Source organism: Bifidobacterium pullorum DSM 20433, assembly GCF_000771405.1.
In the GTDB taxonomy this organism is placed as follows: Bacteria; Actinomycetota; Actinomycetes; order Actinomycetales; family Bifidobacteriaceae; genus Bifidobacterium; species Bifidobacterium pullorum.
Map to the genome: position 1 here is coordinate 29,177 of NZ_JDUI01000001.1, position 26,958 is coordinate 56,134.

The following is a 26,958-nucleotide window of genomic DNA, read 5'->3' on the forward strand; positions in this document are numbered from 1 at the left end:
CTCCATTCCCTCGTGGATTCGCCTGAGGCGACGGCCGCGAGGGCCACCGCCCCGGCAACAAGCTCCCCCACCTGGACTCGAACCAAGACAAAGGGTTCCAAAGACCCGTGTGCTGCCATTACACCATGGGGGAACGGCGGAACGAATCCCGCCAAGTGTTCATTATGCCATACGGCTGGACCACGTCAACCGATTCCGCGGGTTGCCCCGTGGTTCCGGGGGCCACGCGGCACGGTCCGGCGCATGCCGTCAGGCGAACAGGAAGCCCTGCCCGTGATGCTCGGGATACGTGTCGAACAGTTCGGCGACCGAGCCGTCCTCGAACACGGCGCGGATGGCGCTGGCCAGCAGCGGCGCGATCGACAGCACGGTCAGGCCGTCCCAACGCTTCTCCTCCGGGATCGGCACCGTGTCGGTCAGCACGACCTCGCGCGCGCCGCAGTCCCGGAGCCGTTCCACGGCCGGGCCGGACAGCACGCCGTGCGTGGCGACGACGGTCACGGACTTGGCGCCCGACTCGCGCAGCACCTTGCAGGCGCCCGCGATGGTGCCGGCGGTGTCGATCAGGTCGTCGACGAGCACGCAATCCTTGCCTTCGACGTCACCGACCACGCGGTTGGCGACGGCGCGGTTCGGACGGGTGATGTCGCGCGTCTTGTGCACGAAGGCCAGCGGACCGCCGCCCAGGCGCTGCGCCCACTGCTCGGCCACGCGGATGCGGCCGGCGTCCGGGGAGACGACAGTGACGTTGTCCAGCTGGTTGAGGAAACGGTCACGGATGTAGTCGACCAGCACCGGCATCGCGATCAGATGGTCGACCGGACCGTCGAAGAAGCCCTGCGACTGCGCGGCGTGCAGGTCGACCGACATGATGCGGTCGGCGCCGGCGGTCTTCAGCAGGTCGAACATCAGACGGCAGGAGATCGGCTCGCGCCCGCGGTGCTTCTTGTCCTGACGCGAATAGCCGAGCAGCGGGCAGACCGCCGTGATGGAACGCGCGGAGGCGCGCTTCAGCGCGTCGATCATGATGAGCTGCTCCATGATCGACTTGTTGATCGGATTGGCATGGCTCTGCAGGACGAAGACGTCCGCGCCGCGCACTGATTCGGTGTAGCGCACGTACATCTCGCCGTTGGCGAAGTCGTAGGCGGTGGTCTCCAGGACATCGATGCCGAGCTGCTCGGCCACGTCGACGGCCAGCTTGGGGTGGGTACGCCCCGTGACGAGAATGAGGTTCTTATCGGGCTTGCCTGCAAGGATTGCGCTCACCATGTCTCCAAACGTGCGTTTCGCTGAAGTGGACTGAACCTTAGTCTAACCATGTGCGCCGACGTGCGACACGGCCGGACGACGCCGACCGCACTTCGATTGGTATCGTTCACATCGGCGGAATCCCGCCCTTAGTGTTCCGACCTCCGCCGGTACAGGCCGTGCTTGCCGATGTACTGGACCACGCCGTCGGGCACCAGGTACCAGACCGGTTCGTCGTGCGCGGCGCGGCGGCGCACGTCCGTGGACGAGATCGACAGCGCGGGAATCTCCAACGTGTCGACCTTGCCTTCGGGCAGATGCGCGCCCTCGGCGCCGGAGTATCCGGGCCGGGTCACCGCCACGAAGTGCGCGAGGTCCCACATCAGTTCGGCGTCCTTCCATTGCATGATCTCGGCCACGGCGTCCGCGCCGGTGATGAAGAACAGCTCCGCATCGGGATGCTGGGCGCGGATGTCACGCAACGTGTCGATGGTGTAGGTGATGCCGGGGCGGTCGATGTCCACGCGGGAGACCGTGAACTTCGGGTTCGACGCCGTGGCGATCACCGTCATCAGGTACCGGTCCTCGGCGTTGGTCACGCGTTTGTCGAGCTTGAACACCGGACGGCCGGTCGGCACGAAGATCACCTCGTCCAGGTCGTAGACCCAGGACACCTCCGAGGCCGCCACCAGATGCCCGTTGTGAATCGGGTCGAAGGTGCCGCCCATGATGCCGATGCGCGGTCGGCTGTGCCAGTTGCCGCGGGCCGACAGCTTGCCCTTGCCGGGCGCGTGCACGCTCTGTGCCGTGTCCGCGGGCAGCAGGTCGGACATCCGACGTTCCGACTCCCCCATCGCCTCTGCATCCGCTACCAGCGTCATACGACGTCGCCCCCCTCGGCATCGGCCTGCCGGCCGTCGGCCTCGCGCGTCTCGCGTTCGACCCCGTCGACGGTGGCGATGCCGCTGTTCGCGTCGATGCGGTCCATATCCTCATCCCACTCGTCCTGCACGACCTGCCGGATCTCCGCGAACGTCGGCAACGGGAAGTCGGGCTGGTATAGTCCGCGGATCACGGCGACGCATGCGGTGACCTTGACCAGCGTATCGGTCATGCCGTCGATGTCGCCGTCGCGCTCCTGCCTGCGGAACGCCAGGATATGCCGCTCCATCAGCGACATCTGGGTCTTGACCTCCGCCAGCTGGCGTTCGTCGAGGTCGACGACCTCCCGCGAGTCGTTTTCGGGCCATCCGATCAGCACCGCATCCGCGTATTCGAGCGAGGCGCGCTGCCCCGCCGTGGCGATGCCGTCCTCGATCTGCACGAGGAACACATACCGCACCAGGCTCAGTCGTTCCGAGGCGATGCGCAGATCGAGGCGTGGGTCGCCCAGATCGGCGTCCCAGGGGTTCATCGTCTCGTTGTTGTCCGGCCGTTCGTCGCTCATGCCCGCACCTGTCCCGTTCCGTATCCGATCCATTTGGTCGTGGTCATCTCCCGCAGACCCATCGGGCCGCGGGCGTGCATCTTCTGCGTGGAGATGCCCAGTTCGGCGCCGAAGCCGAACACGCCGCCGTCGGTGAAGCGCGTGGAGGCGTTGACCATCACCACTGCCGAGTCTATACGCTGGGTGAACGTTTCCGCCACCGTGTAGTCCTCGGTGATGATCGATTCGGTGTGTCCGGTGGAGTGCGCGTTGATGTGCGCGATCGCCTCGTCGCACGAGTCGACCACCTTGACGCCGATCTTCAACGCCAGGTATTCGGTGTCCCAATCCTCCGCATCGGCATGGGACAGATCCAGGTTGCCGATATGCGCCTGGTCGATGATCCGGTAGGCGGTCTCGTCGGCGCGGATCGCCACCTGCGCGTTGGCGAGCGCCTGCGCCGCCACAGGCAGGAATCCCTCCGCCACGTCGCGGTGGACGAGCAGCTTCTCCGCGGCGTTGCACACGCCCACGCGCTGCGTCTTGGCGTTGAGCAGGATCGGGATGGCCTTCTCCAGGTCGGCGCTGCGGTCGACGTAGATGTGCACGTTGCCGGCGCCGGTTTCGATGACCGGCACCTTGGAGTTGCGTACGACGGTCTGGATGAGTCCTGCACCGCCGCGCGGCACCAGCACGTCGATGTGGCCGCGGGCCTCCATCATGGCCGCCGCCCCCTCGCGTCCGTGGTCGTCGACGGTGGCGACCAGGGCAGGGTCGAAGCCGTGGGCCTCCAGCGTGGCGCGGATGACGCGCAGCGTGGCCGCGTTGGTGCGCTCCGCGGCGTGGCCGCCGCGCAGGATGGCGGCGTTGCCGGATTTCAGGCACAGGCTGGCCACGTCCACGGTCACGTTCGGCCGCGCCTCGTAGATCATGCCGATGACGCCCAACGGCACGCGGACCTGGTTGAGGCGCAGGCCGTTCGGCAGGGTGCTGCCGCGCACGATCTCGCCGATGGGGTCGGGCAGCCCGGCCACGTGGCGCACGCCTTGGGCGGATTGGCGGACACGTTCGGCGTCGAAGAGCAGGCGGTCGAGCTTGCCGTCGTCCATGCCGTCGGCGCGGGCGCGATCCATGTCCTCGGCGTTGGCCTCGGCTATGGCGTCCGCTTGGGCGTCCAGGGCGTCGGCGATGGCCAGTAGCAGCATGTTCCTGGTGTCGCCGGTGGCGCGGGCGAGGGCCTGCTGCGCGGCGGCGGCCGCATCGGCCCGGGCGCAGACGGATTCGAAGACTGCGGGGTTCGTCATACACCTTAGGGTATCGCACGCCTGGGGGTTCGGATTCGTTGTTCCGGGATATGGGCGGCGTGGTGCGCCGCTGCCCATGCTCGAGGATAGACTGGGGAGCGTTTGGTCCATCACCGATTCGCGGAGGAGACAACGTGACCACGTTCCACAGCACGCGCAGCACCACCGATTCGCTCACCGCCAAGCAGGCGATCCGTCAGGGCATCGCCGACGACGGCGGCCTGTTCGTCACCGATTCGCTGGGTGAGACCCAGGTCGACGTGGCCGCGCTGGTCGGCAAGTCGTATCAGGACATCGCCGTGACGGTGCTGGGGGCGCTGCTGCCCGATTTCACCGAGGCGGAGCTGCGCGAATGCGTCGAGGCCGCGTACGGCCCGCAGTGGTCCGATGCGGCGATCACCCCGTTGAAGCCGCTGGGTGAGGATTGGATCCTGGAACTGTTCAACGGGCCGACCTCCGCGTTCAAGGATGTGGCGCTGCAGATCCTGCCGCGGTTCATGGCGCGCACCACGCCGGCCGATGGGGACGCCGACGAGAAGATCATGATCGTGACCGCCACCTCCGGGGATACCGGCAAGGCCGCGCTGGCCGGGTTCGCCGACGCCCCGGGCACCGGGATCACCGTGTTCTACCCGCAGGGCAAGGTCAGCCAGGTGCAGGAGTTGCAGATGACCACGCAGGCCGGTTCGAACGTGACCGTGTGCGCGGTGGAGGGCAATTTCGACGACGCACAATCCGCGGTCAAGCGGATCTTCGGCGACCGCGACCTGGCCGCCCGTCTGGCGGCGGACGCGCATGTGCGCCTGTCGTCGGCGAACTCGATCAACGTGGGCCGTCTGGTGCCGCAGGTCGTGTACTACTTCTCCGCCTACGTGCAGCTGGTGGAACGCGAGGCGATCACGCTGGGCGACGAGGTGGAGTTCTGCGTGCCGACCGGCAACTTCGGCGACATTCTGGCCGGCTACTATGCCAAGCTGCTGGGCCTGCCGGTCAAGCACCTGATCGTGGCCTCGGACAGGAACAACGTGCTCTTCGAGTTCCTGACCACCGGCACCTACAACCGTCAGCGCCCGTTCTTCCAGACCATCTCCCCCTCGATGGACATCCTGATCTCCTCGAACCTGGAGCGCATGCTGTACTACATGTCCGACAAGGACACGCGTCTGATCGCCATGCTGATGAACGATCTGAACCAGTGGGGCGCCTATGAGATCCCGGACGAGATGCTGGCGCGCATCCGCCATATCTTCGGCTGCGGCTGGGCGGACGAGAATCAGGTGCGCGAATCCATCCGCGACTGCTGGGAGAGGAACCGCTACGTAATCGACCCGCATACGGCGTGCGGCTACTTCGTGCTGCGGCAGATGCCGCGCGACCCGTCCGTGCCGCGCGTGCTGCTGAGCACCGCCAGCCCGTACAAGTTCCCGCGCGTGGTCAACGAGTCGCTCGGGTTCGACGCGACCGGCACCGATTTCGAGTGCATGGACGTGCTCGCCCATGAGACCGGGACGACGGCCCCCGCCGCGCTGCGCGGTCTGGAGACCGCCGGGGTGCGCTTCGACGAGGTCACCGCGATCGACGGCATGGCCGGCGTGGTCGAGCGCGCCGCGCGCACGCTCTGACCGCTTAGTCCCTGCACCAATACCACCCACAACACGCCCGGCCTCTCCGGACCCTGACACTTTTCGGCCACATCCTCAATCAACAAAACGTTGAAATTCCAACGATTCTGTTGATTGGATCACGGTCACAAAGTGTCAGGGTCCGGAGAGGCCGGGCGTGTATCGGCGTGTGGCTGCCGCCGCATCAGCGCGGTTCGGGGTTTACAGTTCCTTGCGCAGCCAGATATGGCGGGAGACGGCGTAGGAGACGGCGATCGCCGCAGCGCAGCCGATGACGCCGATCAGGCCCCACAGCCATCCGGGCATGGCGAGCGCGGTGGTGAGCGCGGCGTGCAGCGCCTCGTCCGGCATCAGCATGATCGCCACCGCCACGCAACCGGAGACCATGAACACGGCCGACCAGAACCAGTTGGACGCCTTGGTGAACTCCAACGCGTAGTAGAACGGCATCTCGAGCGCGACGATCACGACGAACGCCGCCGCCGAGCAGCCGATCACCGGTATCAACGGCACGGCCGACATCGGCACGGCGTCGGGATTCCAAGAGACCTGTCCACGGATCGCCTCGATCAGCATCAGCGTGCCGGCCTGCACGATCAGTTCGACGACGCAGGCCAAGCCGAGCACGCCGGCCATCAGATATCGGGCGGCGACTTGACGCGGCCGGACGACCGGCAGTAGCGCGCTCAGCCGACCGGACTGCGCTCCGTTGGTGTTGACGAACAGCCCCGCCACGCACAGCGCCCAGAATCCGGTCGTCATCACCGTGCCCAGGGCCAGCGCGCCGACCGGGCCGATCAGCAGACCGAACAGCGGGAACAACAACGGAATCAGGTACGCGATCAGACTCAGGTCGGGACCGGAGTCGGAGAGTGTCTCCAGATCGAGCCGCATCGCCCGCAGCGTCGGGGATGTCGCACGCATCATGATCAGAGCTCCTTCCCACGATAGGTCCGGATGGCCACCGGCAACGAGATCGCGACGACGAGCGCCAGCGACCCGAGGCCAAGACCGACGCCGACCGCCGGGGTAGCCAGTGCGTCGACGCACCACTGCGCCATCATGTCGAGGGTCGGTTCCGGAACCAGCGTCAGCACGGCCATCAGGACCGCGAACACCACGAGGAACAGTCCGCAGAACGCCATCGTCGCCTTCCTGACGTTGGTCCATCGGTACAGCATGGGGAACATCACGAGCTGGAGGGCCAGATACCCCCAGACGCAGCCCGGCAGCGCCGCGGACAGCATGGCGGGCATCCGGGACAGGTCCCCGTACGAGATCAGGACGTTCAGTCCCAGCGCGACGGCGATTTCGGCCGACATCAGCGCCGCGAAGACCGGCAGGGTCAGATACCGTCCGACGACCTGGTGGGCTCGGCCCACGGGGATCATGCCGTTCATGCGACGGTGCCCCTCCTGCCATTCGTAGGTGAAGGCGGTCATCGGCAGGATCGAGCAGACGCCGAAGGTGCTGCCGACCACGCCGCCGGTGCCGAAGTCGGCGCTTGAGCCTTTGGACGCCAGGCTGAAGATGACGGCGAACAGGATGGGGATGAGCAACGGTACGAGGTTGCCGCCCGACAGGACGCCGATGCGCGCCATGTCGAGCCGGAAGGATGACAGGACCGCACGCATGACGATCACACCTCCTCCGGCGAGGGCCGTCCGACGTTGGTCAAGCGGATGATGTCATCGATCGACGCGGGTTCGACGACGATCTGGTCCGCGGGCCAGAGCGGCAGGTTTTCGGTGCGCACCAGCGCGTCGAATCCGGTGGAGTACCGGTGCATGCCGACGCACGCCTTGGCGGGCAGCCTGTCGAGCAGGTCGAGGCCGGCCTTGACGATGCGGAACGAGTCCTCGAACTCGTCCTTGGGACCGGTGAAATACAGTTCGCCCCGGGTGATGTAGGTGATGAAGTCGGCGGCGCGCTCCAGGTCGGCGGTGATGTGCGTGGAGAACAGCACGCTGCGCTCGCCGTCCTCGATATAAGCGGCGAGGATGTCCATCAGCTCGTCGCGGGCGAGCACGTCCAGGCCGCTGGTCGGCTCGTCCAGGATCAGCAGTCGGGCGTCGTGGCTCAGCGCCACGGCCAGCATGAGTTTCATCTGCATGCCGCGGGAGAGTTCCTTGACCTTCTTGCCGCGGTCGAGTCCGAAGCGCCTGAGGTAGCCGTCAAAGAGGTCGGCGTGCCAGGTGCGGTACATGCCGCGCATGACGCGTTCGACCTTGTTGACGCTCCAGGTGTCCACGAAGTAGCTGGTGTCGAAGACCACGCCCAGCTGCTCCTTGACGGCCTCCTCGTAGCCGACCGCGTCCAGGCCCAGGACCTGGATCCGGCCGGCGTCGCGGCGGATCATGTTGAGGATCAGCTTGATGAGCGTGGATTTGCCGGCGCCGTTCGGGCCGATCAGGCCCATGATGTACCCGGCCGGCAGGTCGAAGGTGATGTCGTCCAGCGTGAAGCCGGAATTGTAGTGTTTGGTCGTGCCCGTGACGGACAGCGCCATCGGGAGTGTGGTGGTCATGACTGGTCCTTGTAGCTTTCCTCGAGCATCGTCATCAGGTCGAGCAACGGGATGTCCGCGGCCTTGGCGGCCGTGCAGGTCTCGTCGAAGATCCGCTTGATGCGCGTGCGGGCCCGACGCTTCATCAGCTCGGTCCCCTGGCTCATCACGAACGTGCCCTTGCCTTGGATGTTCTCCACGATGCCCTCGTCGGCCAGTTCGTTGTACGCCCTGGTGACGGTGAGCACCGAGATCCGCAGCTCCTTGGCGAGCTTCCTGAGGGAGGGCAGCGCCTCCCCTGCGGCCAGTTCGCCCGAAAGCACCGCAGCTCGTATCTGATCCTTGATCTGCTCGTAGATCGGTTCTCCGGACACGGATGAGATGATCAGCTTCACCGCGTATCCCCTTTCTGATTGTGCTAGCAGAACAGTGATTAACTGTTCTGTATAACACTATAACAGTCTGACCCTAACTGTTCAAGTCCAACCATAACAGTTGGCAAAGGTGCGGCCTAGAGCGCCACAGGGGCGTCGGCGAAGTCGAAGAGGACGCCGTCGGCCACATCGCAGATCTCGGCCCAGTCGCCGGCGGAGGAATCATCGTTCATGGCCCAGACCGTCATACCCACCGACTTGGCGGCCTTGATGCCCGCCAGCAGATCCTCGAAGACGGTGCAGTCGGTCGGCGCGACGCCGAGCCGTTCGGCGGCCAGCAGATAGACGTCCGGATTCTCCTTGCTCACATCGCCCACGTCATCCACGCTGACCACCTCGTCAAAGAACCCGTCGATGCCGACATGCGCCATGGCCGGTTCCCGCAATGTGGGAGGCAGCGAAGTGGCCACGGCCAGTTTGGCACCGGAGGCCTTGAGTCCACGCAGGTACTCGATGGCGTGCGGTTTGGCCTCGACCACGGTGGAGTAGGCGACGCGGGCCATCTCATCCCACTCCGCCATCAGCTGTTCGGGGGTGTCCGCCAGATCGAAGCGCGCGATCGTGTACTCGGCGATCTGCCGGAACTGCATCGCGGAGACCTTGGTCATGTAGTCGTCCGGCACCTCGATGCCGCGACGTCCCAGAAAATCGATGTCGACCTGGTCCCACACGCCCATGGAGTCCAGCAACGTGCCATCCAGATCGAAGATGGCGCCCTTACCCGTATTGATGCCCATACGCCCAGCATAGTCCATCCCACACGCCCGAATCCCCCGATTCGGACATCCCGCGGGACGGCGGACCGGGACGGTATGACGGGCGGGCCGATGGCTCAGTCCAGACGGCTTTCGGCCAGCAGTTCGCGCGCGTGGTCCAGCGAGGTCTCCGACTCGCTGCCGGAAAGCATGCGGGCGATCTCGCGTTCGCGGTCCGCACCGCGCACCTCATGCACGGTGGTGGCCACGCCGTCGTCCGACGACCGTTCGCCCTTGCTAACCACGAACTGGGCGTCCGCCCAGGAGGCGACCTGCGCCAGGTGCGTGACGACGATGACCTGCGCACCGCGGGCCAGACGGGCCAACCGCCGCCCGAGTTCCACGGCGGATTTACCACCGACGCCGGCATCGACCTCATCGAAGATGAACGTCATGGCGGGAGAATCCGGCCCATACCCCATGCGACGTTCCGCGGCCACCAGTTCCAATGCCAGCATCAGGCGGCTCAGCTCGCCGCCCGAGGCGCTTTTGCCCATCGGCAGCTGCGGGGAACCGGGGAACGGGGTGAACAGGAACGCGATGTCGTCGCGGCCGTTAGCGTCCAACGGCCAGGTGCCGCCACGATTCCGGTCCATGTCCCGCGGCGTGACGCGAATCTCCAATCCGGCGCCGGCCATCGCCAGCGAGGACAGCTCCTCCCCCACACGCGCGGACAGCTCGGATGCCGCACGTCGGCGCACCTCCGAAAGCCGATCCGCGGCCTGCAACGCGGATTCGAACAGCCGCCGCCGTTCGTCCTCGAGTTCGGCCACCTTCTCCGGAGAGGCGTCCAGATCCTCCACATCCAACACGGCCTTGTCGCGCCAGGCGATCACGTCGGCCAACGTCGGCCCCCAGCGGCGCGTCAGCTCGTCGAGTTCATGGATGCGGCCGTTGATCGCGTCCAAGTCATCGACGCCCTCATCCATGTCGATTTGTCGGGACAGGCCGAACACCACATCCGACAGGTCCGTGCCGATCGATTCCAACCGGTCGGCCAGATCGGCGAACGGACCGTCCACGCGGATGGAACGCAGATGCTGGGCGGCACGCGTGACCAACTCCACCGCACCCGGCGCATCCGGTTCACCGACCGCCGAGGCGTCCAGCGCGGCCAACGCGCCGCCCACCCCCTGGGCGATCTCCGCGGCGTTCTCGATGCGGCTGCGGCGGGCCTTCAGCTCCTCGTCCTCGCCCGGATGCGGATCGACGCGATCGATCCGTTCGATCGACTCACGCAGATAGTCGGCTTGCTGACGCATCGAAGCCTGCTGGCTCGTCAGCCGTTCCAGCCGTTCGTCCATGGCCATCAGCGCCTCCCAGGCGCCGTGGTATGCGTCCAGCTCCGCCTGGTCCCCGGCCACGGCATCCAGGAATTCACGCTGCCGGGTTCCGGAGGCGATGCGCAGCTGGTCGGCCTGGCCGTGGATTGTGACCAGTTCCTCGGCGATCTTCCCGAGTACGGAGCGGGGTACGCTGCGACCGTTCAGCGTGGCACGGGAGCGTCCGGACACCGGCACGCTGCGCGACAGGAACAGTTCGCCATCCTCCGGCTCGGCCCCGGCCTCGGCGGCGATCACGGCGGCCTGATCCATGGAACCGACCGCGAACACCCCCTGGGCCCAGGCGGCGTCCGCTCCGGCCGAGACACGGCCCACGTCGGCCGTATCCCCGGAGATCAGGCGGATGGCGTTCAGCAACATCGATTTGCCCGCACCGGTTTCGCCGGTGATGGCGGTCATGCCCGCGGCGGGCGTCAGCACGGCGGATCTGATGGGGCCCAGATCGCGGATTTCCAGCTCCTCCAGCATCGGCTCAGACCTCGCTCCCGCCGGTGTCACCGGTCACACACGCGCCCCCGCAATGGTCGAAGTCGTCGCTGTGCACGACCTTGGCCGCGGCCGGCCACGAGACCGCGACCTGTCCATGATGGACGTCGCCGGTCTTGCGGGCCTGTTCGCGCCATCCCACCACCGGCAGGTCGAACTTGCTGACCAGCCGGCTGGTGAACGGCGCGCCGGACAGGCGTGCCAGACGCAGCATGTTGCGTGATTCGCGCACCTCTACGCGCGAGCCCTTCGGCAGTTCGCGCTGCCGGCGGCCGTCGCAGCAGATCCAGCCGTTCGTGGAGGATTCTTCCAGGATGTCCAACGTGAACTTCGACTGCGACCCGATGATCAGCGGACGTGCGAACAGCGCGTGCGCGGCGTTCGGCACCAGTTGCAGCGCCTTGACGTTCGGCCAGATGATCGGGCCGCCCGCGGAGAACGCGTAGGCGGTGGATCCGGTCGGCGTGGAGACGATCACCCCGTCGCAGCCGAACGAGCTCATCTCCACGTCATCCACGCGGATGGACAGCTCCACCATCCGGCCGCGGTCCACGCGCTCCAGCGTGATGTCGTTCAACGCCCAATCCTCCAACGGCTCCTGCGCGCCCGGCATCCACACGTCGGTGTGCGCGATCATGCGCTCCTCGATCGAATAGTCGCGGTCGGCGATGCGCCGGATCGCCTCGCTCATCTGGAAGCTCTCGAATTCGGCCAGGAACCCGACATGCCCCAGGTTCACGCCCAGGATCGGCACGTCGGTGCAGTGCACCAGTTCGGCGGCACGCAGAATCGTGCCGTCGCCGCCCAACACCACCACGATCTCGGTGTCCGGGTCCACGCGCGGGGAATCGCAACCGAACCGCGGCGCGGCGACGTTGTCGACGATCTTGACGGAGAACCCGGCATGGCGCAGCTGCTCGACCGCCTCGGGCACCACCGTCCCGCTCTCCCGCAGACGACTGTGCGTCACCACCACGGCCCGGCGTTCGCTGCCCATACCCGTCCCTTCCATTCGAGGTTCCTGCGGAGGTCTTCCGACCACCACACCCATCCTAATCGAAACCGCCCACCCCGCCGTACAATGGTGCCGATGGCCGAACGGCGGGTCACGGTTCCGTCCGGTCCGGTAAGGAGCAATGCATGGAACAGCGCAACGGCCGAGAACCGGCGACGCGTTGGCGCGCACGCCGCAACGCCGACCTGTGGCGCATGCTGGTGGACCCCGATCAGGACCTGCCGGCCCGCAAACGGGTGCTCAGCGATCTGCTGCTCGCCTATCCGGGGCGGCTGACCATCATCTACTTCATCGCGTTGGTCGTCATCGCCACCATCCTGCTGATGCTGCCGGTCTCCTCGCGGTCCCCCAACTCCACGGATCCGCTGACCGCGTTCTATACGGCGGTCTCGGCGCTGTCGACCTGCGGCATCCCCATCGTCAACAGCACGGAGCATTGGAGCCAGTTCGGCCAGAGTGTCATCCTGCTGTCGGTGCAGTTGGGCGGTCTCGGCGTGATGACGTTCGCCTCGCTGGTCATGCTGGCCACGGCACGGCATCTGCGCGCCTCGCAGCGGCTGCGCACGGCGAACGAACTGGGCGCCGCCACGCTCGGCGAGACCAAGGACGTGCTCGCCGTGGTGTTCGCCACCACGTTCATCATCGAGGGCATCACGTTCGCGGCGTTGTTCCCCGGACTGTTCGCCATCAATAAGGGCGATGTGGGCCAGACCGCCTGGGAGTCGCTGTTCTATGCGGTGTCGGCCTACAACAACACCGGCTTCACGCCGGATGCGGCCGGCCTGCACGTCAACAACCCGGCGGTCGGCCTGCCCATCCTGATCAGCGCGTTCTGCGGCACGCTCGGCTTCCCGGTGCTGCTCAACCTGGCGCGCGCCTGCAGGCATCGCATCCCGCCGCGGCGCTGGCAGCTGCACACCAAGCTCACGCTGGTCACCACATTCGTATTGGTGCTCTGCTCGCTGCTGTGGTATATGGCGGTCGAATGGAACAATCCGCGGCTGTACGCCGACGCCGATCTGAGCGTCAAGATCCAGGCCGCGCTCTCCGCCGCGGTCATGCCCCGATCGGCCGGGTTCGACCTGTCCTGGGTGCCCGAGCTGAGCGATCCGACCCGCGTGTTCATGAGCATGCTCATGTTCATCGGCGGCGGCAGCTCGTCCACGGCCGGCGGCATCCGCGTCACCACGTTCGCCGTGCTGTTCCTGACCTGCAGGGCCGCGTTGACCGGGCACACCGACGTTGTGGCGTACCGCCGCCGCCTGCCCGCCCGCGTGATCATGATGGCGGTGAGCGTGACCCTCATCTTCACCGTGCTCACGTTCGCGGCGTCGCTCGCGCTGATGTCCGTGACCGGCAGGCCGCTGAGCGACGTGCTGTTCGAGGCCTGTTCGGCATTGAGCCTCGGCGGGTATTCGGTCGGCGTGGCGAATGCGGAGGAACCGGCCACGCTGCTGATCCTCGCGCTGCTGATGATCGCGGGCAGGATCGGGCCCACGTCCGTCATGTATGCGATCAGCCGTCCGCGAGCCACCGAGGCGATGCGGTATCCGGAGGAAAGTATCATCGTTGGTTGACGCGTCGCCGCACGGCATGGATGCGGCGGGCAACCAGGAAAGGATCGGAACGATGGCGAACGGCAATCGCAGTGTGCTGGTGGTCGGCCTGGGGCGGTTCGGCAGCGCCGTGGCCACCACGCTCGACCATATGGGGCAGGATGTGCTCGCGGTCGACAGGAACGCCGAACTGGTCAGCCGCTGGTCGTCGATCCTGCCCACGGTGCAGGCGGATCTGACCGATGTGATGGCCGTCGAACAGATCGGCGTAGCCGACTTCGACACCGCCGTCGTGGCGATCGGCGACAGCGTGGAGGCGTCGGTACTGGTGACCGGCAACCTGCTGGATGCGGGCATCAGCGATATCTGGGCCAAATCCGTTTCCCTGCAGCATGCGCGCATCCTCGAACGCATCGGCGCCACGCATGTCATCAACGCCGAGACCGATGCCGGCAAACGCGTGGGACACCTCGTGTCCGGCAACTATCTGGACTATATCGAGATCGACGGCCCGCACACGGTCGTCAAGATCCACACGCCGAGCCACCTGGTCGGCTACAGCATCGCCGAAGCCAAGGTGCACGAACGCTACGGCGTCACGGTCGTCGCCATCAAATCCCCGAATCGCGACCTGGAATACGGGTCCAAGGATCTGGTCATGCACCGTAACGACGAACTGATCCTCATGGGCACCCAGGACCAGATCGAGCGCCTGATCCGCGGCTGACACGTCACGTCGAATGCCCACTTCGCACACCCCCGCACGAGCCGGCAGGCGCGGATTGTCCAAAAAGCAGTACTCGTCTTGACCACCCCCTTCCCCGCGACCCACAATCGCAATCAACCGCGTTGGACTCGCGGGGAAGGGATGAGGGGATGGATCTGCGTCAATCCGGCGGCAGCATACGCGCCGGCCGATATCACACCATCACGGCCGGAGGCGGCACCGCCGTCGAATCCGGAGTGTATTTCGGCACCCTGATCGTCACCGGTCCGGTGAACGCGGCGTCATGTTCGGGAGGCGCCATCGACTGCCGATCGGGGATGCTGCGCTGTTCCGGCGACATGCAGGTCCACGCCCTCCGCGGGCATGGCACCATCGTCGTCGACGGCGACCTGATCTGTGACGTCGTACGGTTCGTGGGCGTCATCGACGTAAGGGGCGGCATACGGTGCCATACGCAGCTGGAGGTCCACGGCAGGCTATCGGGATGCGGTCTGGTCGAGGCGGACGGCATCGAGGTCGAGGGGACGCTCCACGCGGACGAACTGCATGCCACGCGTCTGCGCATCTGGCCGCTGCGCGCCCTCATGTTCGCGCGGCCCGCCATGCCCGACTTCGCGACGCCGAGCCGCGTGCGCACCGTGGACGGAGACACCGTGACCGCCCACCAGCTGCATTGTTCCACGATGCACGCACAAACCGTGGAATTATCGGAGCAGTGCCGCATCGAACGGCTGTACGGAGGCAGCCGGTTCACCGACGACGGCACCTCGACCGTCATGCTGCGTTCGCCGGGCCGTCCGTGCCGATGCCGTCATGCGGCCTGAACGCCGATCCGCGCGTAGAGCAGGTATTCCAGGTTGCCGTGGGTGCCTTCGATCGGCGAGGGGGCGGTCGCCACAACGTCCAGGCCGTGGTCGGCGGCGCACCGGATGACGGCGTCCAACGCCTCCCGGCGCAGCAGCGGATCGTCCACGATGCCGCCCTTGCCCAGCCGTCCTTTGCCGACCTCGAACTGGGGCTTGACCAGCAGCACGATATGCGCGCCGGGAGCGCCGATGCGTGCGATGACCGGGATGACGTAGGTCAGCGAGATGAAGGAGACGTCGGAGACGATCAGCTGCGGTCTATACGGCAGGTCGCCGTCGTGGACGTCACGGATGTTGACGCCGCTCATCTCGACGATGCGCGGATCGTCCGCGATGCGCGGGTCGAGCTGGCCGTGGCCGACGTCGAGCGCGATGACGCGTCCGGCGCCACGGCGCAGCAACACGTCGCAGAACCCTCCGGTGGAGGCGCCGATATCCAAGCAGGACAGGCCCGACGGGTCGGGCAGTCCCTCGCTTCGAAACGCCTCGAAGGCGCCGATCAGCTTGTAGGCGCCACGGGAGACGTAGTCGTCGCCCTTGTCGATGGCGATGTCCGCGGCGGATGCGATCGACTGCGAGGATTTGGTGATGACCGTACCGTCGACCATGACCTTGCCGGCTTTGATCAGCCGTTGCGCTTTCGACCGGGACTCGACCAGTCCCAACGCCACCAACGCGGCGTCGAGACGGTCGGGAATCGTGATGCCGTCGGGTTCGCGGCTCATCGGACGTCCCGGCTTTCGTCGAGTTCCCGTTGCAGTTCCTTCAGGACATGCCGGAAGGTTTCGACGCGTTGCTCGTCATCCTGTCCGTCGAGATCCGCAAGGCCCGGAAAACGCGCGGTCAGCGCGGATGCGGGCTGGTTCCGCCGCGTCCCGCTACCCATGTCCGACATGATGGCTCCCACTCCCGGTTCAGATGATGTCGAAAACCGGCAGATCGCCGGCATCCAGCGCGACTCCCCCGTCCGTCGCCTCCCAGACGGCGCAGCAGGCGGCCCGCAGCGCATCCATGGAGTCTGTGTCGCTCACGCTCACCCGTCCGTCGGCGTCGAGTGCGGCGACGGATCGACCGCATGCCCACCGACCATCCGGTTCACGGCGCGGCGCGGGCATCGGTTCGTTCAGCGCACGCAGGTCGCGGGCGATGAACGTCGGCCGCAGATGACGCGGGGCAAGCATCAGTTCAAGGGGATTCGTGACCCCGGTCAACACGGCCAGCGAATCATAGCCGCCGCGGTTGCCTGCCTCGATATCGGTGTCGAGACGATCGCCGATGGCCAGGCACCGTTCCTTGGCGACGGGCCGGCGGTCGGCGCCGGCGGCCAGCAGACGCGCCTCGTCGTACATGGCGGATTCGGGCTTGCCGGCGGAGGCGATGGGCTCGACGCCGGTGGCGTTGACCACGGCCTGGATCATCGACCCGCAACCCGGGGCGATGCCCAGTTCACGCGGAATGGTCAGGTCGCGGTTGGTCACATAGTAGGCGGCACCATGCTCCACGGCGAACGACGCCTGGGCCATCTGGTTCCAGGTCATGTCGGGATACCATCCCTGCACCACGGCGACGGGGGCGTCCTCGGCCCGCTCCACGATGGCAAGGCCCTGTCCCAGGATCTCCTCACGCAGATGCTCCGCACCCACCACCAACACCTTCGCGCCGTGCGGCACCGCCCGGGCGACCATGCGGGCCGCCACCACCGAGGAGGTGATGACCTGCCACGGTTCGACATCCAGGCCGAACCCGACCAACTGGTCGGCCACCACGGCTTGGAAGCGCGACGAGTTGTTCGTGGTGTATTCGATGGTCATACCCCTGCGCTCAGCCTGCCGGATGGCGTCGGCCGCGTGGTCCACCGGATTCTTGCCCCGGTAGACCACGCCGTCAAGGTCCAGCAGCGCCAATGCGTAGGTCTCGGCCAGCGGGCGGTCGGAACCGCGGAGGTATCCCGGCATATGCGGTCAGTCCTCGTTGGCGTCCGATTCGGCGGACTCGTCCGCTTCGCCGGATTCTTCGGACTCGTCCTGCGACTCGTCGGCGTCCGATTCGCCGGTCGCGGGTTCGACGGTGGACGAGGCGCCATCCTCGGCCTCCTGCGCAGGCAGCGTGCTCTCGTCATCGGACTGGTCGTCGTCCTCGTCGATGCCGGCGTCGGCCAGGATCTGACGCACCTCGTCGTCCACGGTGAAGCCGTCGTCCTCGGCGTCGACATCATCGGATTCATCGGACTCATCGCCGGCATCGGCGCCGTCGTCCGCAGACCTCGCCTCATCCGACTCGTCATCCGGCGCGAAGCGTGCATCGTCGGCGGTGATGCCGAGATCCTCCATCAGATCCTCCGACATGCCCTGCAGATCGTAGTCAATGAGCACGTCCTCGTCGGTCTCGTCCTCGTCCACGTCGGCGTACTGCATCTCCAGCTTGTCCAGGATCACGTCGAGCGCGACCGCTTCCTCCGAACGGCCGGCCTCCTCCAGGAAATACTGCTCCGCCTGGATGGCGCGCATGCGGTAGGCGCCGGCCAGCCCCTTGGAACGGCCGAGCGTATGCACGATCTCGATGGCCTTGTCCCACAGCTCCAGATCGCCGAGCGCACCGGCGTACACCAGGAACATCTCGGCCTTCGCCTCGCCGCGCAGATACTTGGCGTCATCGGACATGGCCAGCTCGACAGCCTTCTTCGGATTGCCCACGCCGCGCTCGCAGTCGGCGATGAACGGCAGGTAATCCAGATAGCCGTTCATGCGGTAGGCGGTGCGGAACTCGCGCATCGCCAGCTTGTAGTCGCCCTGACGGTAGGCGATGAACGCCAGCGTCTCACGGGCGAAATCGATGCGGGACGCCTGCTTGGCCACCCACTTGGCATGGGCGAGCGCGTTCTGCGGATCGCTCTCCTCCTGCGCATACGCGGCGAGGATATGCAGGCCGATGTTCTCGGCGTGCTCCTTCGACAGGCCGCGCAGACGCTCGCGCTCATCCTTGGAGAGCATCGACCATTCGAGGCCCTTGGGCATCTTCGGCTCGCCGGGACGGCGGTCGGTGTACGGGTTCTGCGAGGGGAAGCTCATCGTGCCGTCGGAGTTGCGGCGGGGCTTGGACATGTACTCGCCGCGCTTGGCCTCGCGGTATTGGCGCTTCTCCTCGGCGGTGAACTCGCGACGCTCGCCGCGCGCCGCCTCGTCATGATGGCGGTTCTGGTGATCCTGACGGTCCTGGCGGTTCTGATTGCGGAACCCGTCGCGGTTGCCGTCGCGGTACCGGGGGTTGTCGCCACCGTGCTGACCGTTGCGGCGGAAACCGGAACGATTGCCCTGCCCGTTGCCGTGATGGAAGGAACGGTTGCCGCCGCCCTGGCCGTTGCGACGGCCGCCATCGCCGTAGCGGCGCTCACCGTCGCGGGCGTAGCGGCGCTCGCCGTCACCGGAACCGTGCTGGACGTCGTCATGACGACGATACCCTCCGTTGTCGTCGTGACGATGCGGCCTGTAGCCCTTGTTGCCGTAGCTCTTGCCGCCGTTGCCGCGCGGCTTGAAGCCCTTGCCGCCGCGATTGCCGGGGCGGCCGGCGCCGGGCTTGCGGCCACCGTACGAGCGGCCGCCGTGCGAAGCGTGATTGTTGTTGCCTTCTGCCATGTCGTTCCTTTTCATCCGCCGCTGCTGCCAACGGCCGTTCATCGTTACCGATAGCCTACATCGTCGCCCGAACCGCACGGTGTCCCGTCGCGTCGGTCCTCGCTGGACCCCGACGACGGGACACCGTCACGATTCGGAAGTATGAATCGTCAGCGGGACGCCACCACGCCCAGCGCCTTCTTGCCGCGCCGGATCAGCGCGAAGCGGCCATGCAGGAAATCATCCTCGCCGAGCGGCTGGTCCTCGTCATCCACGCGGGCGTTGTTCAGATACACGCCGCCGGACTTAATGGTCTTGCGCGCCTCGGAGATCGACTTGAACAGGCCGGCCTTCACCCCGGCCTCGGCCACACGATCGCCCACGGCCACGCGGGCGAAATCCTTGGTCCCGTCCCCGTTCTCGACCTTCAACCCGTCGAGCGCCGCCTCGAGCGTGGCCTCATCGATCGTGCCGAGGTCGCCGCCACGGCCGAACAGTGCGGCCGACGCGTCGATCGCCGCCTGCGTGGCGGCCTCGCCGTGCACGAAGCTGGTGACCTCCCAGGCCAGCGTGCGCTGCGCCTCGCGGGCGCCCGGATTGGTCTTCGACTCCTCGACCAGACGCTCGATCTCGGCCTTGGGCAGGAACGTGAACGCCTTGAGCAGGCTTTCCATCTCCACGTCCGGGCGGTTGAACCAGAACTGGTAGAAGCGGTACGGGCTGAGCATCGTGCCGTCGATCCACACGGCGTTGCCTTCGGACTTGCCGAACTTCTTGCCCTGCGCATCCGTGATGATCGGGCTGGTGAACACGTTGACGTCCACGCCGCGCACCTTGTGGATCAGGTCCAGGCCGGAGGTCAGGTTGCCCCACTGGTCGTTGCCGCCCAGCTGCAGCGTGCAATGGTATTCGTCGAACAGGTGCAGGTAGTCGTTGCCCTGCAGCACCTGATAGCTGAATTCGGTGAAGCTGATGCCGTCCTCGGAGTTCAGGCGCCGGGCCACGGTGTCCTTGGCCAGCATGGTGCCCAGGCGGAAGTTCTTGCCGACGTCGCGCAGGAAGTCGATGACGGTCATGTTCGCGGTCCACTCGTAGTTGCTGACGAAGCGCACCGGGTTGGCCCCCTCGGTTTCGAGGATGCCGCCGATCTGGGACTTGAGGCGTTCGGCCCATTGGGCCACCACGTCCTTGGGGTTGAGCGTGCGTTCGCCGGACTGGCGCGGGTCGCCGATCAGACCGGTGGCGCCGCCAACCAGCGCGATCGGGTGATGGCCGGCCGCCTGCAGGTGGCGCATGTTGATCAGCTGCACGAGATTGCCGATATGTAGGGAGGGCGCGGTCGGATCGAACCCGCAATAATACGTGATCGGCTCACCGTTCAGCGCGTCGGCGAGTCGTTCCCGGTCCGTGGACTGGGAAATCAACCCGCGCCATTCCAATTCATCGAGGAGGGTGTCGAACCCCGCCTCCTTGAAGTCGATGACGTGAGCCATTGCTATTCCATCTCCCTATCGAGTTGTGTCGGATATGCCCGATGATTCGGGCCTTCCCAGTCTGACAGCAGAGGCCGACACTGCCGCCGTTCCTGATAGGGTGGGAATCATGACCGAGATGGAGAAGATAACCGTTATGGATCGCAAGGCCATGAAGGCCCGCGCCAAGGGCGTGTTCAAGCGCCACTACTGGCTAATCGTCGTCATGTGCCTGATCGCCGCGCTCATCGGGGCGGAGTACACGTCGTCACTGTGGGCGGAAACCTATGAGGACCCGACCATGGCGCAGTCGACCGTCGCCGACACGTCCTCCAATCAGCTCGAGACGATGCTCGGGCAGATGGCCTCCGGCAATGAGGACGAGGTCCGCAGCGAGGTGTCGCGCAACGAGCAGGACATCCGGGAATCCGACACCATCGCCATGCTGGGCCGCTCCCGCGGCGTCTTCGCCTCGCTGGTGAACTCCTTCTCCTCCGGCAGCATCCTGCTGACCATCTCCGACACGGCCCGTTCGATTCTGCAATCCCCCGACGCGGGCGTCATCGTGCTGATCGTCATCAGCTTCATCGTGTACGTCTTCGGTTGGCTGTTCATTCAGGAGACCTACACCATCGTCATCCGACGCATCATGCTGGAGGCCCGGACCTACGAGCAGGTGCCGGTACGCCGGTTCCTCTACCCGATCCAAACCGGCCGCTGGCCGCGCATGGCCTGGACGATGTTCGTCACCACGGTCTACCTGTTCCTGTGGTCGTTCACCATCGTCGGCGTGTTCATCAAATCCTATTCCTATTTCCTGGTGCCGTACATCATGGCCGAGAACCCGACGATGGGCGCCAATGAGGCGATCACATTGTCGCGCCGCATGATGAAGGGGCACAAGTGGGAATGCTTCGTCATGCAGCTCTCATTCATCGGATGGCACATCCTGAGCGCGCTGACCTTCGGTCTGGTCGGCGTCTTCTGGCTCAACGGCTATCAGGCCGCGTTCTTCGCCGAATACTATGCCCGGCTGCGTGAGATCGCCAAGCGCGCCGGCGTGGAAGGCAGCGAGGCCCTGTGCGACGAGGCGTTGTACGTCCGCCCCGACCAAACCGTCGTCGAAGCCGCCTACGGTGACGCCGCGGCGGCGATCGCCTCCGCATCGCACGAACACGTGCAGCGCCCGACCGGATTCACCGGATTCCTGGCCGACTGGTTCGGCATCACGCTGCGACGCAACGGCAGGGTGGACGCCTGGCAGCGCCACGAGGCGCAGGTGGACGCGCTCGACCATGCCCAGGACATCCTGGACGGCCGCTGCTACCCCGGCCGTCTGGCCCCGGCCCCGATTCGTACCAAGGTGGAGACGATCTCCGGCCCGGACGCCACGCGCAGCTACACGGTGCTCAACCTGATCATGATGTTCTTCATCTTCTGCTTCGTCGGCTGGGTCTGGGAGGTCACGCTGGCGTTCATCACCGAGGGCATGTTCGTCAACCGCGGCACCCTGCATGGCCCCTGGCTGCCGATCTACGGCACCGGCGGCATTGCCATCCTCGTGCTGCTCAAGAAGCTGCGTAGCAAGCCGGCCCTGGAGTTCGTGGCCGCGATGGTGCTGTGTGGCGCGATCGAATACTTCTCCTCCTGGTATCTGGAGATCACGCACGACGGGCAGCGCTGGTGGGATTACACCGGGTACTTCCTGAACCTGAACGGCCGCATCTGCGCCGAGGGCCTGCTCACGTTCGGATTGGGCGGCCTGGCGATCGTCTACCTGCTCGCCCCGGCGCTTGACGACTTGCTGCGTCGGGCGAACGTGCGCGTACTGGCCGTCATCGCGGCGGTGTTGCTGGTCGCCTATTGCGGCGATCAGATCTATTCGTCGCAGCATCCCAACACCGGCGCCGGCATCACCGATTACAAGGGCTCGGACACCGTGTCCGCGCCCGCCATCGATTCCGCCATTCCGACGATCCCGGTATTGCAAAGCTGAGCGAGCTGCCGCGTCATATCAGTTGCGGCGCAGCAGTTCGCGGATGGTTTCGAGGACACGCTCGTAGTTCACCGATGTCAGGTGAGGGAACGCCTCGATCATGCGGCGTTGCTGCTCGTTGAGCATCAGCGTGGCCACGTCTCGCAGGCCGGACAGGATCTCCTGCGAGGATTCGGCCCAGTCATGGACCTTGCCGCGCAGGGCGTCGCGTCCCCACTGCCAGTGGTCTCCGGCCTTGGCCGCGTACCCCTGCACGATATCGGTGAACGCGGCCAGGCTTTCGTCGAAATGCGCGACGCCCGCCACCGTGACGGTCAGGTCGATGACCAGCAGCAGCGAGCATACGATCGACAGCCAATGCACCGCCGGCAGGGGCATCAATCCCGTCCAATACTCGACCTGCGGCTGGATGACCCGCACGATCACCACGCCGCCCAGACCGAACACCACGGCCCCCAGCAGGCAGATGCGCCCGTTGAGATTGAAGCGGAAATCCGTGTAATCCCACCATCGCGCGTGGAACAGCCGTTCCATCGCCCACGAGGTGGCGTATTCCAGCACGCTCGCACCCACGGCGGAGATGAGGAACACCAGCAACGGATGGCCGGCGATGCCGCCCAGCAGCAGGTCGGCCAGCACGGCCCCGACGCCGTAGATCGGGCACAGCGGACCGTTGAGGAACCCGCGGTTCACGAATCGGCGTTCCTGCACGGATACCAGAATCGACTCGTAGACCCACCCCAGGAACGAGTAGAACAGGAACCACAGGAACAGATGTTCGACGGCGAGCATGGGCGAGTTCCCCTCAGCCGCGACGGTTCCGAACCGTCACGGACGGCGCCGTCGAGCGGGAGGCCATGCCACCGCGCTCCAGCGCTTTCGGCTTGTTGAACCGGTCCAGGGACAGGGTCTCGCGGGTGGCGCTCACCTTGTCGGCCATCGTGACCAGATACCCTTCGATGTACCGCGGCGGCAGCGGGGTCAGCGGGAACATGTGCCGTGCGATGCTGTCACGCTCCACATGGTTGAGGTCGCCGAAGTCGCGCATCGCGTTCTCCAATGCGGCACGTCCATGGGTGAACCCGTGCAGCCGGTGTTCGCCGTTGTCCCAGTCATGCCAGTCGTACAGGAAGTAGTCGTGCAGGAGCGCGGCACGGATCAGCGAGCGCGGATCGACGCGCCGCCACAGACGCAGCCGGTCGGCCATCCACACCGCCAGACAGGCCACGCGGATCGAGTGCGCGAAGGTGGTCACGGCCCCATGCTGGTAGCAACGACGTTCGATCATCATGTTCTCGTGTGCGATGATCTCCCGGCCATGCCGATGCACCAGCATGCGGATCTGTCGTCGTGTCAGCATGACTGCTCCCCCAACTATGTCGGCGCAGGCGCGCGGTATCGTCAATCGTCGCTCCCGATTGTAGGAGATGCCGCGGTCACCGGCAGTCGTTCGTTCGGATGAGAATCACGACTCGAGACCCCGCCATCATTGGCAGTGGCCCTACTGCGGTGGTACGGAACCGTTACGCAGAGGTTCTTGATGGTTCCGTACCAGGTATACGTGGTACGGAACCATCAACAGCCCATTCTGAGAGTTCCGTACCGTACCACGGACCACAACCCCGATCCACAAGGTTGATATTTCAAGGGTGGATGTCTTGCCGAACCGTCGTGGTACGGTACGGAATCCTTGAAGCGGGCGTAATGCCATTCTGTACCACGTCCTTGTGGTACGGAACTTTCGAACTCGGGAATCATCCCTTCCGTACCACGGCATCACTCGATTTGCCCCATGGATAACGAATATTGCGTCCTCGAGCCAAGGGCAGCCAACAGGTCATTCATGAACCTTGCCGGTGACATGGTCGAGGTCGATCCTCCAGACGGTCACGCTGTTCACCTGTTGGTCGGTGAACGTCACGTCCGGCATGTCCGCCTGATGGGCCATCAGCAGCCGCAATCCCTCGCGGCGTTCCTCCATCGCCTCCACAATCGACGCGGTGCCGGTCGCCACCACGGAACGGAATGCTTCGCCCCAACCGCAAGGTGTGCGCCCCTCAATTGGCCTGCAATCCGTACGCATCGATACCGCCACAGGCAATGCGTTGCCGGCGGTCCGGATCGCATCGATCTTGCGCCCGTGCGACGCCGAGTGGAAATACAACGTCGGCAGACCATCGGGTCGTATCGCGTAACCGAAGTTCATCGGTATGATGGTCATCCCCTCCGCGTCCGCATATGCGACGTCCACGATGCGGCAATCCCGGATGATGCGTTCGACCATCCCCGGATCGACGACCTCCCGGTCGGTGCGCCTCATCCGCCGATGGCAGCCGGCAACGGTGCGTTCATCATTGCGTCGTGTCGATCCCATATGAACCATCGTATATGCGCGCCGCGGGGATGCCTGCGAAAAGACCGCCCGTCAGGCAAAGAAGTTGCGCAGCATGGTCATGCCGTCGGGCGTCATGATCGATTCGGGATGGAATTGCACGCCGTAGACCGGCGCCCGTCCGGGTCGGACGTCGGCCACGGCCATCACCTCGCCATCGTCGGCGGTGGCCGTCACCCTGAGCTCCGGCGGCAACGTGGCCGGGTCCACAGCCAGGGAATGATACCGCGCGACCGGCACGTTGGGCGCGCATCCGGCGAACAGCGGGCAGTGCGGATCGAGTTCGGTCGGCGACTGCTTGCCGTGCATGAGCCGGCGCGCGTAGGTGATGGTGGCCCCGTACGCCTGGCAGATGGCCTGGTGGCCGAGGCAGACGCCCAGCATTGGCACCGTACCGTTCATTTCGCGCGCCACGTCCACGATCACGCCCGCGTCCTCGGGCCGTCCCGGCCCCGGGGACAGGACGATCCGGTCGGGGTGCAGCGCGCGGATCTCGTCCAACGTCAGTTCGTCGTTGCGGACCACGCGGATGTCGGCGTCGATCGACCCGATCGCCTGCACCAGGTTGTATGAGAAGCTGTCGTAGCTGTCGATGAGCAGGATCATCGCATTCCCTCCCCCGCGATCCGCAGCGCGTCCAAGGTGGCGCCGGCCTTGTTCAGACACTCCTGATACTCGTTGTCGGCCACCGAATCGGCCACGACGCCCGCACCGGCCCGCACGAACACCATGCCGTCCTGCGCGAAGGCGATGCGGATGCCGATGCACACATCCATGTTGCCGGTGAAGTCGAGGTATCCGATCGCCCCGCCGTACACGCCGCGCTTGGTGCCTTCCATCTCGCCGATCAGCTGGCAGGCGCGGATCTTCGGGGCGCCCGAGAGCGTGCCGGCGGGCAGTACCGCGGCGATCGCGTCAAGCGCGTCGCAGTCGTCGCGCAGTTCGCCGCGCACGCTGGAAGCGATGTGCATGACGTGCGAGTACCGTTCGATGGTGCGCAGCCGTTCGACCTGCACGGTTCCGAACCGGCTGACGCGGCCCAGGTCGTTGCGGCCCAGATCGACGAGCATGTTGTGTTCGGCCAGTTCCTTGGGGTCGGCGAGCAGTTCCCGTTCCAGTCGGGCGTCCTCCTCGTCGGTCGCGCCGCGCGGCCGCGTGCCCGCCAGCGGGAACGTGCGCAGCGTGCCGTCCTCCAAACGGACCAGCGTCTCCGGGGATGCGCCGGCGATCTCGATGTCGGTGCCGGACAGATAGAACATGTACGGCGAGGGGTTGGTGACGCGCAGCACACGGTAGGTGTCCAGCAGGCTGCCTTCGAACGGGGCGCTCAACTGGTTGGACGGCACGATCTGGAAGATGTCGCCCTCGCGGATGTGCGTCTTGGCACGTTCGACCATGTCCCGGAACTGGTCGCGGCTGAACAGTGCGACGCTCTGCCCCGTCATGCGTCCCGCGCCGTCGCGATACCGTTCGCCGTCATGCAGCAGTCGTTCGAGCCGTTCGAGTTCGTCCACGGCCTGCCGGTAATCGGCCTCAAGGTCGCCGTCCAGCGGCATGTTGACGATCAGGGTCACGCTCTGGCGCACGTTGTCGAAGGCCACGACCTTGTCGAACAGCATGAGTTCCAGATCCCGCAGATGATGCGGGTTGGACACGTCGCGTCGAACCGTCGGCTCGGAGTACTTCAGGTATTCGAACGCGAAATACCCGACCAGACCGCCGGTGAACGGCGGCATGCCTTCGATGCGCGGGCTGCGGTACCGTTCCAGGACGCGTCGGATTTCGGCAGAGGGATCGTCGGTGTGCAGCGTCCGCCCGCCGATGGTCATCTCGCCGTCGGTGCAGGTGATGGTCAGGGACGGTTCGAACCCGAGGAACGTATATCGGCCGCGTTTTTCGCGCCCTACGACGGATTCAAGCAGATAGCAGCGGTCCGAGGCGGCCTTCAACGCCCGCAACGCCTCGATGGGGGTGATGTCGTCGGCCATGATCTCACGGCAGACGGGTGCAATGGTGAAAGATCCGGATGAGGTCGCCCGACGAACCTCATCCACACTGGTGGTGTTGAACATGACGGATGGTTCCTATCGATGGATTGCCGGATGAGGCGATGCGCCCCGGCCACGTTGTTATATTGCGGAATAGGTGAGATGCCCCGCCCGAAAACGGCGGGAAACGGATACTGTCAACGACGCC

Annotated in this window: 26 protein-coding genes and 1 tRNA gene; 5 read left to right on the forward strand and 22 right to left on the reverse strand. The window is 65.8% G+C overall.

The genetic code is table 11. The annotated features are described in order from the left end of the window. Window positions 1-62: 62 nt before the first annotated feature. The 5 genes from OU11_RS00155 to OU11_RS00175 form a co-directional block, all read right to left on the reverse strand. Window positions 63-133, reverse strand: a tRNA-Gln gene (locus OU11_RS00155). A gap of 116 nt (window positions 134-249) precedes the next feature. Further along, the gene (locus tag OU11_RS00160; protein WP_033513836.1) at window positions 250-1,272 is read right to left on the reverse strand and encodes a ribose-phosphate diphosphokinase; all 1,023 of its coding nucleotides are present in this window, start codon (window positions 1,270-1,272) and stop codon (window positions 250-252) included. A 128-nt stretch (window positions 1,273-1,400) separates the two neighbouring features. Beyond that, window positions 1,401-2,132 carry a nicotinate-nucleotide adenylyltransferase gene (gene nadD / locus OU11_RS00165; RefSeq protein WP_033513837.1) on the reverse strand — a complete coding sequence of 244 codons (732 nt, stop codon included), beginning with the start codon at window positions 2,130-2,132 and terminating at the stop codon, window positions 1,401-1,403. Then, window positions 2,129-2,698, reverse strand: a complete 570-nt coding sequence (locus OU11_RS00170) for a hypothetical protein (protein WP_033513838.1) — start codon at window positions 2,696-2,698, stop codon at window positions 2,129-2,131. The genes nadD and OU11_RS00170 overlap by 4 nt, the downstream gene beginning before the upstream one ends. Beyond that, window positions 2,695-3,981 (reverse strand): glutamate-5-semialdehyde dehydrogenase, encoded by a 1,287-nt coding sequence (locus OU11_RS00175; protein WP_033513839.1) that lies wholly within the window; start codon window positions 3,979-3,981, stop codon window positions 2,695-2,697. Before OU11_RS00175 ends, OU11_RS00170 begins: the two co-directional genes overlap by 4 nt. Window positions 3,982-4,115: 134 nt before the next feature. Between OU11_RS00175 and thrC the strand changes: the two genes are divergently transcribed. Next, window positions 4,116-5,603 carry a threonine synthase gene (thrC, locus tag OU11_RS00180; RefSeq protein WP_033513840.1) on the forward strand — a complete coding sequence of 496 codons (1,488 nt, stop codon included), beginning with the start codon at window positions 4,116-4,118 and terminating at the stop codon, window positions 5,601-5,603. Window positions 5,604-5,804: 201 nt separating this feature from the next. Here thrC and OU11_RS00185 read toward each other — a convergent pair whose 3' ends face one another. The 7 genes from OU11_RS00185 to OU11_RS00215 form a co-directional block, all read right to left on the reverse strand. Then, a complete protein-coding gene (locus OU11_RS00185) occupies window positions 5,805-6,530 on the reverse strand; it encodes an ABC-2 transporter permease (RefSeq protein ID WP_033513841.1) in 726 nt (241 codons plus the stop codon). 2 nt (window positions 6,531-6,532) lie between these two features. Beyond that, complete coding sequence (locus OU11_RS00190; RefSeq protein WP_223224074.1) at window positions 6,533-7,237, reverse strand: ABC-2 transporter permease; 705 nt, start codon at window positions 7,235-7,237, stop codon at window positions 6,533-6,535. 5 nt (window positions 7,238-7,242) lie between these two features. Beyond that, window positions 7,243-8,130 carry an ABC transporter ATP-binding protein gene (locus OU11_RS00195; RefSeq protein ID WP_033513843.1) on the reverse strand — a complete coding sequence of 296 codons (888 nt, stop codon included), beginning with the start codon at window positions 8,128-8,130 and terminating at the stop codon, window positions 7,243-7,245. Next, entirely contained in the window at window positions 8,127-8,504 is a 378-nt protein-coding gene (locus OU11_RS00200; protein ID WP_033513844.1) for a GntR family transcriptional regulator, read from the reverse strand. Before OU11_RS00200 ends, OU11_RS00195 begins: the two co-directional genes overlap by 4 nt. Before the next feature lie 116 nt (window positions 8,505-8,620). After that, on the reverse strand, window positions 8,621-9,280 hold the full coding sequence (locus OU11_RS00205) for an HAD family hydrolase (RefSeq protein WP_033513845.1): 660 nt from the start codon (window positions 9,278-9,280) through the stop codon (window positions 8,621-8,623). Between the two features lie 95 nt (window positions 9,281-9,375). After that, complete coding sequence (gene recN, locus OU11_RS00210) at window positions 9,376-11,109, reverse strand: DNA repair protein RecN (RefSeq protein WP_033513846.1); 1,734 nt, start codon at window positions 11,107-11,109, stop codon at window positions 9,376-9,378. Window positions 11,110-11,113: 4 nt separating this feature from the next. Then, on the reverse strand, window positions 11,114-12,124 hold the full coding sequence (locus OU11_RS00215; RefSeq protein WP_081963356.1) for an NAD kinase: 1,011 nt from the start codon (window positions 12,122-12,124) through the stop codon (window positions 11,114-11,116). 212 nt (window positions 12,125-12,336) lie between these two features. On the opposite strand from OU11_RS00215, the gene OU11_RS00220 reads away from it, so the two are divergent. The 3 genes from OU11_RS00220 to OU11_RS00230 all read left to right on the forward strand — a co-directional run bounded on the left by OU11_RS00220 (window position 12,337) and on the right by OU11_RS00230 (window position 15,249). Continuing rightward, entirely contained in the window at window positions 12,337-13,719 is a 1,383-nt protein-coding gene (locus tag OU11_RS00220) for a potassium transporter TrkG (protein ID WP_052122528.1), read from the forward strand. A gap of 52 nt (window positions 13,720-13,771) precedes the next feature. Beyond that, window positions 13,772-14,425: a potassium channel family protein gene (locus tag OU11_RS00225; RefSeq protein ID WP_033514014.1), complete on the forward strand. Its 654-nt coding sequence runs from the start codon at window positions 13,772-13,774 to the stop codon at window positions 14,423-14,425. 149 nt (window positions 14,426-14,574) lie between these two features. Next, window positions 14,575-15,249 (forward strand): hypothetical protein, encoded by a 675-nt coding sequence (locus OU11_RS00230; RefSeq protein WP_033513847.1) that lies wholly within the window; start codon window positions 14,575-14,577, stop codon window positions 15,247-15,249. On the opposite strand, the gene OU11_RS00235 is transcribed toward OU11_RS00230, so the two are convergent. The 5 genes from OU11_RS00235 to tyrS form a co-directional block, all read right to left on the reverse strand. Beyond that, complete coding sequence (locus tag OU11_RS00235; protein ID WP_033513848.1) at window positions 15,237-16,016, reverse strand: TlyA family RNA methyltransferase; 780 nt, start codon at window positions 16,014-16,016, stop codon at window positions 15,237-15,239. The genes OU11_RS00230 and OU11_RS00235 overlap by 13 nt on opposite strands. Continuing rightward, a complete protein-coding gene (locus OU11_RS09360; RefSeq protein WP_169743490.1) occupies window positions 16,013-16,186 on the reverse strand; it encodes a hypothetical protein in 174 nt (57 codons plus the stop codon). The genes OU11_RS00235 and OU11_RS09360 overlap by 4 nt, the downstream gene beginning before the upstream one ends. Window positions 16,187-16,205: 19 nt before the next feature. Then, window positions 16,206-17,246, reverse strand: a complete 1,041-nt coding sequence (locus OU11_RS00240; RefSeq protein ID WP_033513849.1) for an HAD-IIA family hydrolase — start codon at window positions 17,244-17,246, stop codon at window positions 16,206-16,208. A 6-nt stretch (window positions 17,247-17,252) separates the two neighbouring features. Then, window positions 17,253-18,923 carry a helicase gene (locus tag OU11_RS00245; protein ID WP_033513850.1) on the reverse strand — a complete coding sequence of 557 codons (1,671 nt, stop codon included), beginning with the start codon at window positions 18,921-18,923 and terminating at the stop codon, window positions 17,253-17,255. 149 nt (window positions 18,924-19,072) lie between these two features. Continuing rightward, a complete protein-coding gene (tyrS, locus tag OU11_RS00250) occupies window positions 19,073-20,395 on the reverse strand; it encodes a tyrosine--tRNA ligase (protein WP_033513851.1) in 1,323 nt (440 codons plus the stop codon). 109 nt (window positions 20,396-20,504) lie between these two features. Here tyrS and OU11_RS00255 point away from each other — a divergent pair, with 109 nt between their 5' ends. Then, window positions 20,505-22,370, forward strand: a complete 1,866-nt coding sequence (locus OU11_RS00255) for a DUF975 family protein (protein WP_223224068.1) — start codon at window positions 20,505-20,507, stop codon at window positions 22,368-22,370. A gap of 18 nt (window positions 22,371-22,388) precedes the next feature. Here the strand turns inward: OU11_RS00255 and OU11_RS00260 are convergent, their stop codons facing one another. From OU11_RS00260 to OU11_RS00280, 5 genes are all read right to left on the reverse strand, one after another. After that, window positions 22,389-23,162, reverse strand: coding sequence for a putative ABC transporter permease (locus OU11_RS00260; protein WP_033513853.1), 774 nt, complete (start codon window positions 23,160-23,162; stop codon window positions 22,389-22,391). Window positions 23,163-23,175: 13 nt separating this feature from the next. After that, window positions 23,176-23,730 carry an HD domain-containing protein gene (locus tag OU11_RS00265; protein WP_033513854.1) on the reverse strand — a complete coding sequence of 185 codons (555 nt, stop codon included), beginning with the start codon at window positions 23,728-23,730 and terminating at the stop codon, window positions 23,176-23,178. Window positions 23,731-24,207: 477 nt separating this feature from the next. Further along, window positions 24,208-24,753, reverse strand: a complete 546-nt coding sequence (locus tag OU11_RS00270) for a pyridoxamine 5'-phosphate oxidase family protein (RefSeq protein ID WP_033513855.1) — start codon at window positions 24,751-24,753, stop codon at window positions 24,208-24,210. 42 nt (window positions 24,754-24,795) lie between these two features. Next, window positions 24,796-25,368, reverse strand: coding sequence for an anthranilate synthase component II (locus OU11_RS00275; RefSeq protein ID WP_033513856.1), 573 nt, complete (start codon window positions 25,366-25,368; stop codon window positions 24,796-24,798). Continuing rightward, entirely contained in the window at window positions 25,365-26,834 is a 1,470-nt protein-coding gene (locus tag OU11_RS00280) for an anthranilate synthase component I family protein (RefSeq protein ID WP_033513857.1), read from the reverse strand. Before OU11_RS00280 ends, OU11_RS00275 begins: the two co-directional genes overlap by 4 nt. Window positions 26,835-26,958 lie beyond the last annotated feature (124 nt).

Excerpts from the sequence above, each read along its gene's own strand:
- OU11_RS00160 (WP_033513836.1), bottom strand. The coding sequence starts at position 1,272 with ATGGTGAGCGCAATCCTTGCAGGCAAGCCCGATAAGAACCTCATTCTC.
- nadD (WP_033513837.1), bottom strand. The coding sequence starts at position 2,132 with ATGACGCTGGTAGCGGATGCAGAGGCGATGGGGGAGTCGGAACGTCGG.
- OU11_RS00170 (WP_033513838.1), bottom strand. The coding sequence starts at position 2,698 with ATGAGCGACGAACGGCCGGACAACAACGAGACGATGAACCCCTGGGAC.
- OU11_RS00175 (WP_033513839.1), bottom strand. The coding sequence starts at position 3,981 with ATGACGAACCCCGCAGTCTTCGAATCCGTCTGCGCCCGGGCCGATGCG.
- OU11_RS00185 (WP_033513841.1), bottom strand. The coding sequence starts at position 6,530 with ATGATGCGTGCGACATCCCCGACGCTGCGGGCGATGCGGCTCGATCTG.
- OU11_RS00190 (WP_223224074.1), bottom strand. The coding sequence starts at position 7,237 with ATGCGTGCGGTCCTGTCATCCTTCCGGCTCGACATGGCGCGCATCGGC.
- OU11_RS00195 (WP_033513843.1), bottom strand. The coding sequence starts at position 8,130 with ATGACCACCACACTCCCGATGGCGCTGTCCGTCACGGGCACGACCAAA.
- OU11_RS00205 (WP_033513845.1), bottom strand. The coding sequence starts at position 9,280 with ATGGGCATCAATACGGGTAAGGGCGCCATCTTCGATCTGGATGGCACG.
- recN (WP_033513846.1), bottom strand. The coding sequence starts at position 11,109 with ATGCTGGAGGAGCTGGAAATCCGCGATCTGGGCCCCATCAGATCCGCC.
- OU11_RS00215 (WP_081963356.1), bottom strand. The coding sequence starts at position 12,124 with ATGGGCAGCGAACGCCGGGCCGTGGTGGTGACGCACAGTCGTCTGCGG.
- OU11_RS00220 (WP_052122528.1), top strand. The coding sequence starts at position 12,337 with ATGCTGGTGGACCCCGATCAGGACCTGCCGGCCCGCAAACGGGTGCTC.
- OU11_RS00225 (WP_033514014.1), top strand. The coding sequence starts at position 13,772 with ATGGCGAACGGCAATCGCAGTGTGCTGGTGGTCGGCCTGGGGCGGTTC.
- OU11_RS00230 (WP_033513847.1), top strand. The coding sequence starts at position 14,575 with ATGGATCTGCGTCAATCCGGCGGCAGCATACGCGCCGGCCGATATCAC.
- OU11_RS00235 (WP_033513848.1), bottom strand. The coding sequence starts at position 16,016 with ATGAGCCGCGAACCCGACGGCATCACGATTCCCGACCGTCTCGACGCC.
- OU11_RS09360 (WP_169743490.1), bottom strand. The coding sequence starts at position 16,186 with ATGTCGGACATGGGTAGCGGGACGCGGCGGAACCAGCCCGCATCCGCG.
- OU11_RS00240 (WP_033513849.1), bottom strand. The coding sequence starts at position 17,246 with ATGCCGGGATACCTCCGCGGTTCCGACCGCCCGCTGGCCGAGACCTAC.
- OU11_RS00245 (WP_033513850.1), bottom strand. The coding sequence starts at position 18,923 with ATGGCAGAAGGCAACAACAATCACGCTTCGCACGGCGGCCGCTCGTAC.
- tyrS (WP_033513851.1), bottom strand. The coding sequence starts at position 20,395 with ATGGCTCACGTCATCGACTTCAAGGAGGCGGGGTTCGACACCCTCCTC.
- OU11_RS00255 (WP_223224068.1), top strand. The coding sequence starts at position 20,505 with ATGACCGAGATGGAGAAGATAACCGTTATGGATCGCAAGGCCATGAAG.
- OU11_RS00260 (WP_033513853.1), bottom strand. The coding sequence starts at position 23,162 with ATGCTCGCCGTCGAACATCTGTTCCTGTGGTTCCTGTTCTACTCGTTC.
- OU11_RS00265 (WP_033513854.1), bottom strand. The coding sequence starts at position 23,730 with ATGCTGACACGACGACAGATCCGCATGCTGGTGCATCGGCATGGCCGG.
- OU11_RS00270 (WP_033513855.1), bottom strand. The coding sequence starts at position 24,753 with ATGGTTCATATGGGATCGACACGACGCAATGATGAACGCACCGTTGCC.
- OU11_RS00275 (WP_033513856.1), bottom strand. The coding sequence starts at position 25,368 with ATGATCCTGCTCATCGACAGCTACGACAGCTTCTCATACAACCTGGTG.
- OU11_RS00280 (WP_033513857.1), bottom strand. The coding sequence starts at position 26,834 with ATGTTCAACACCACCAGTGTGGATGAGGTTCGTCGGGCGACCTCATCC.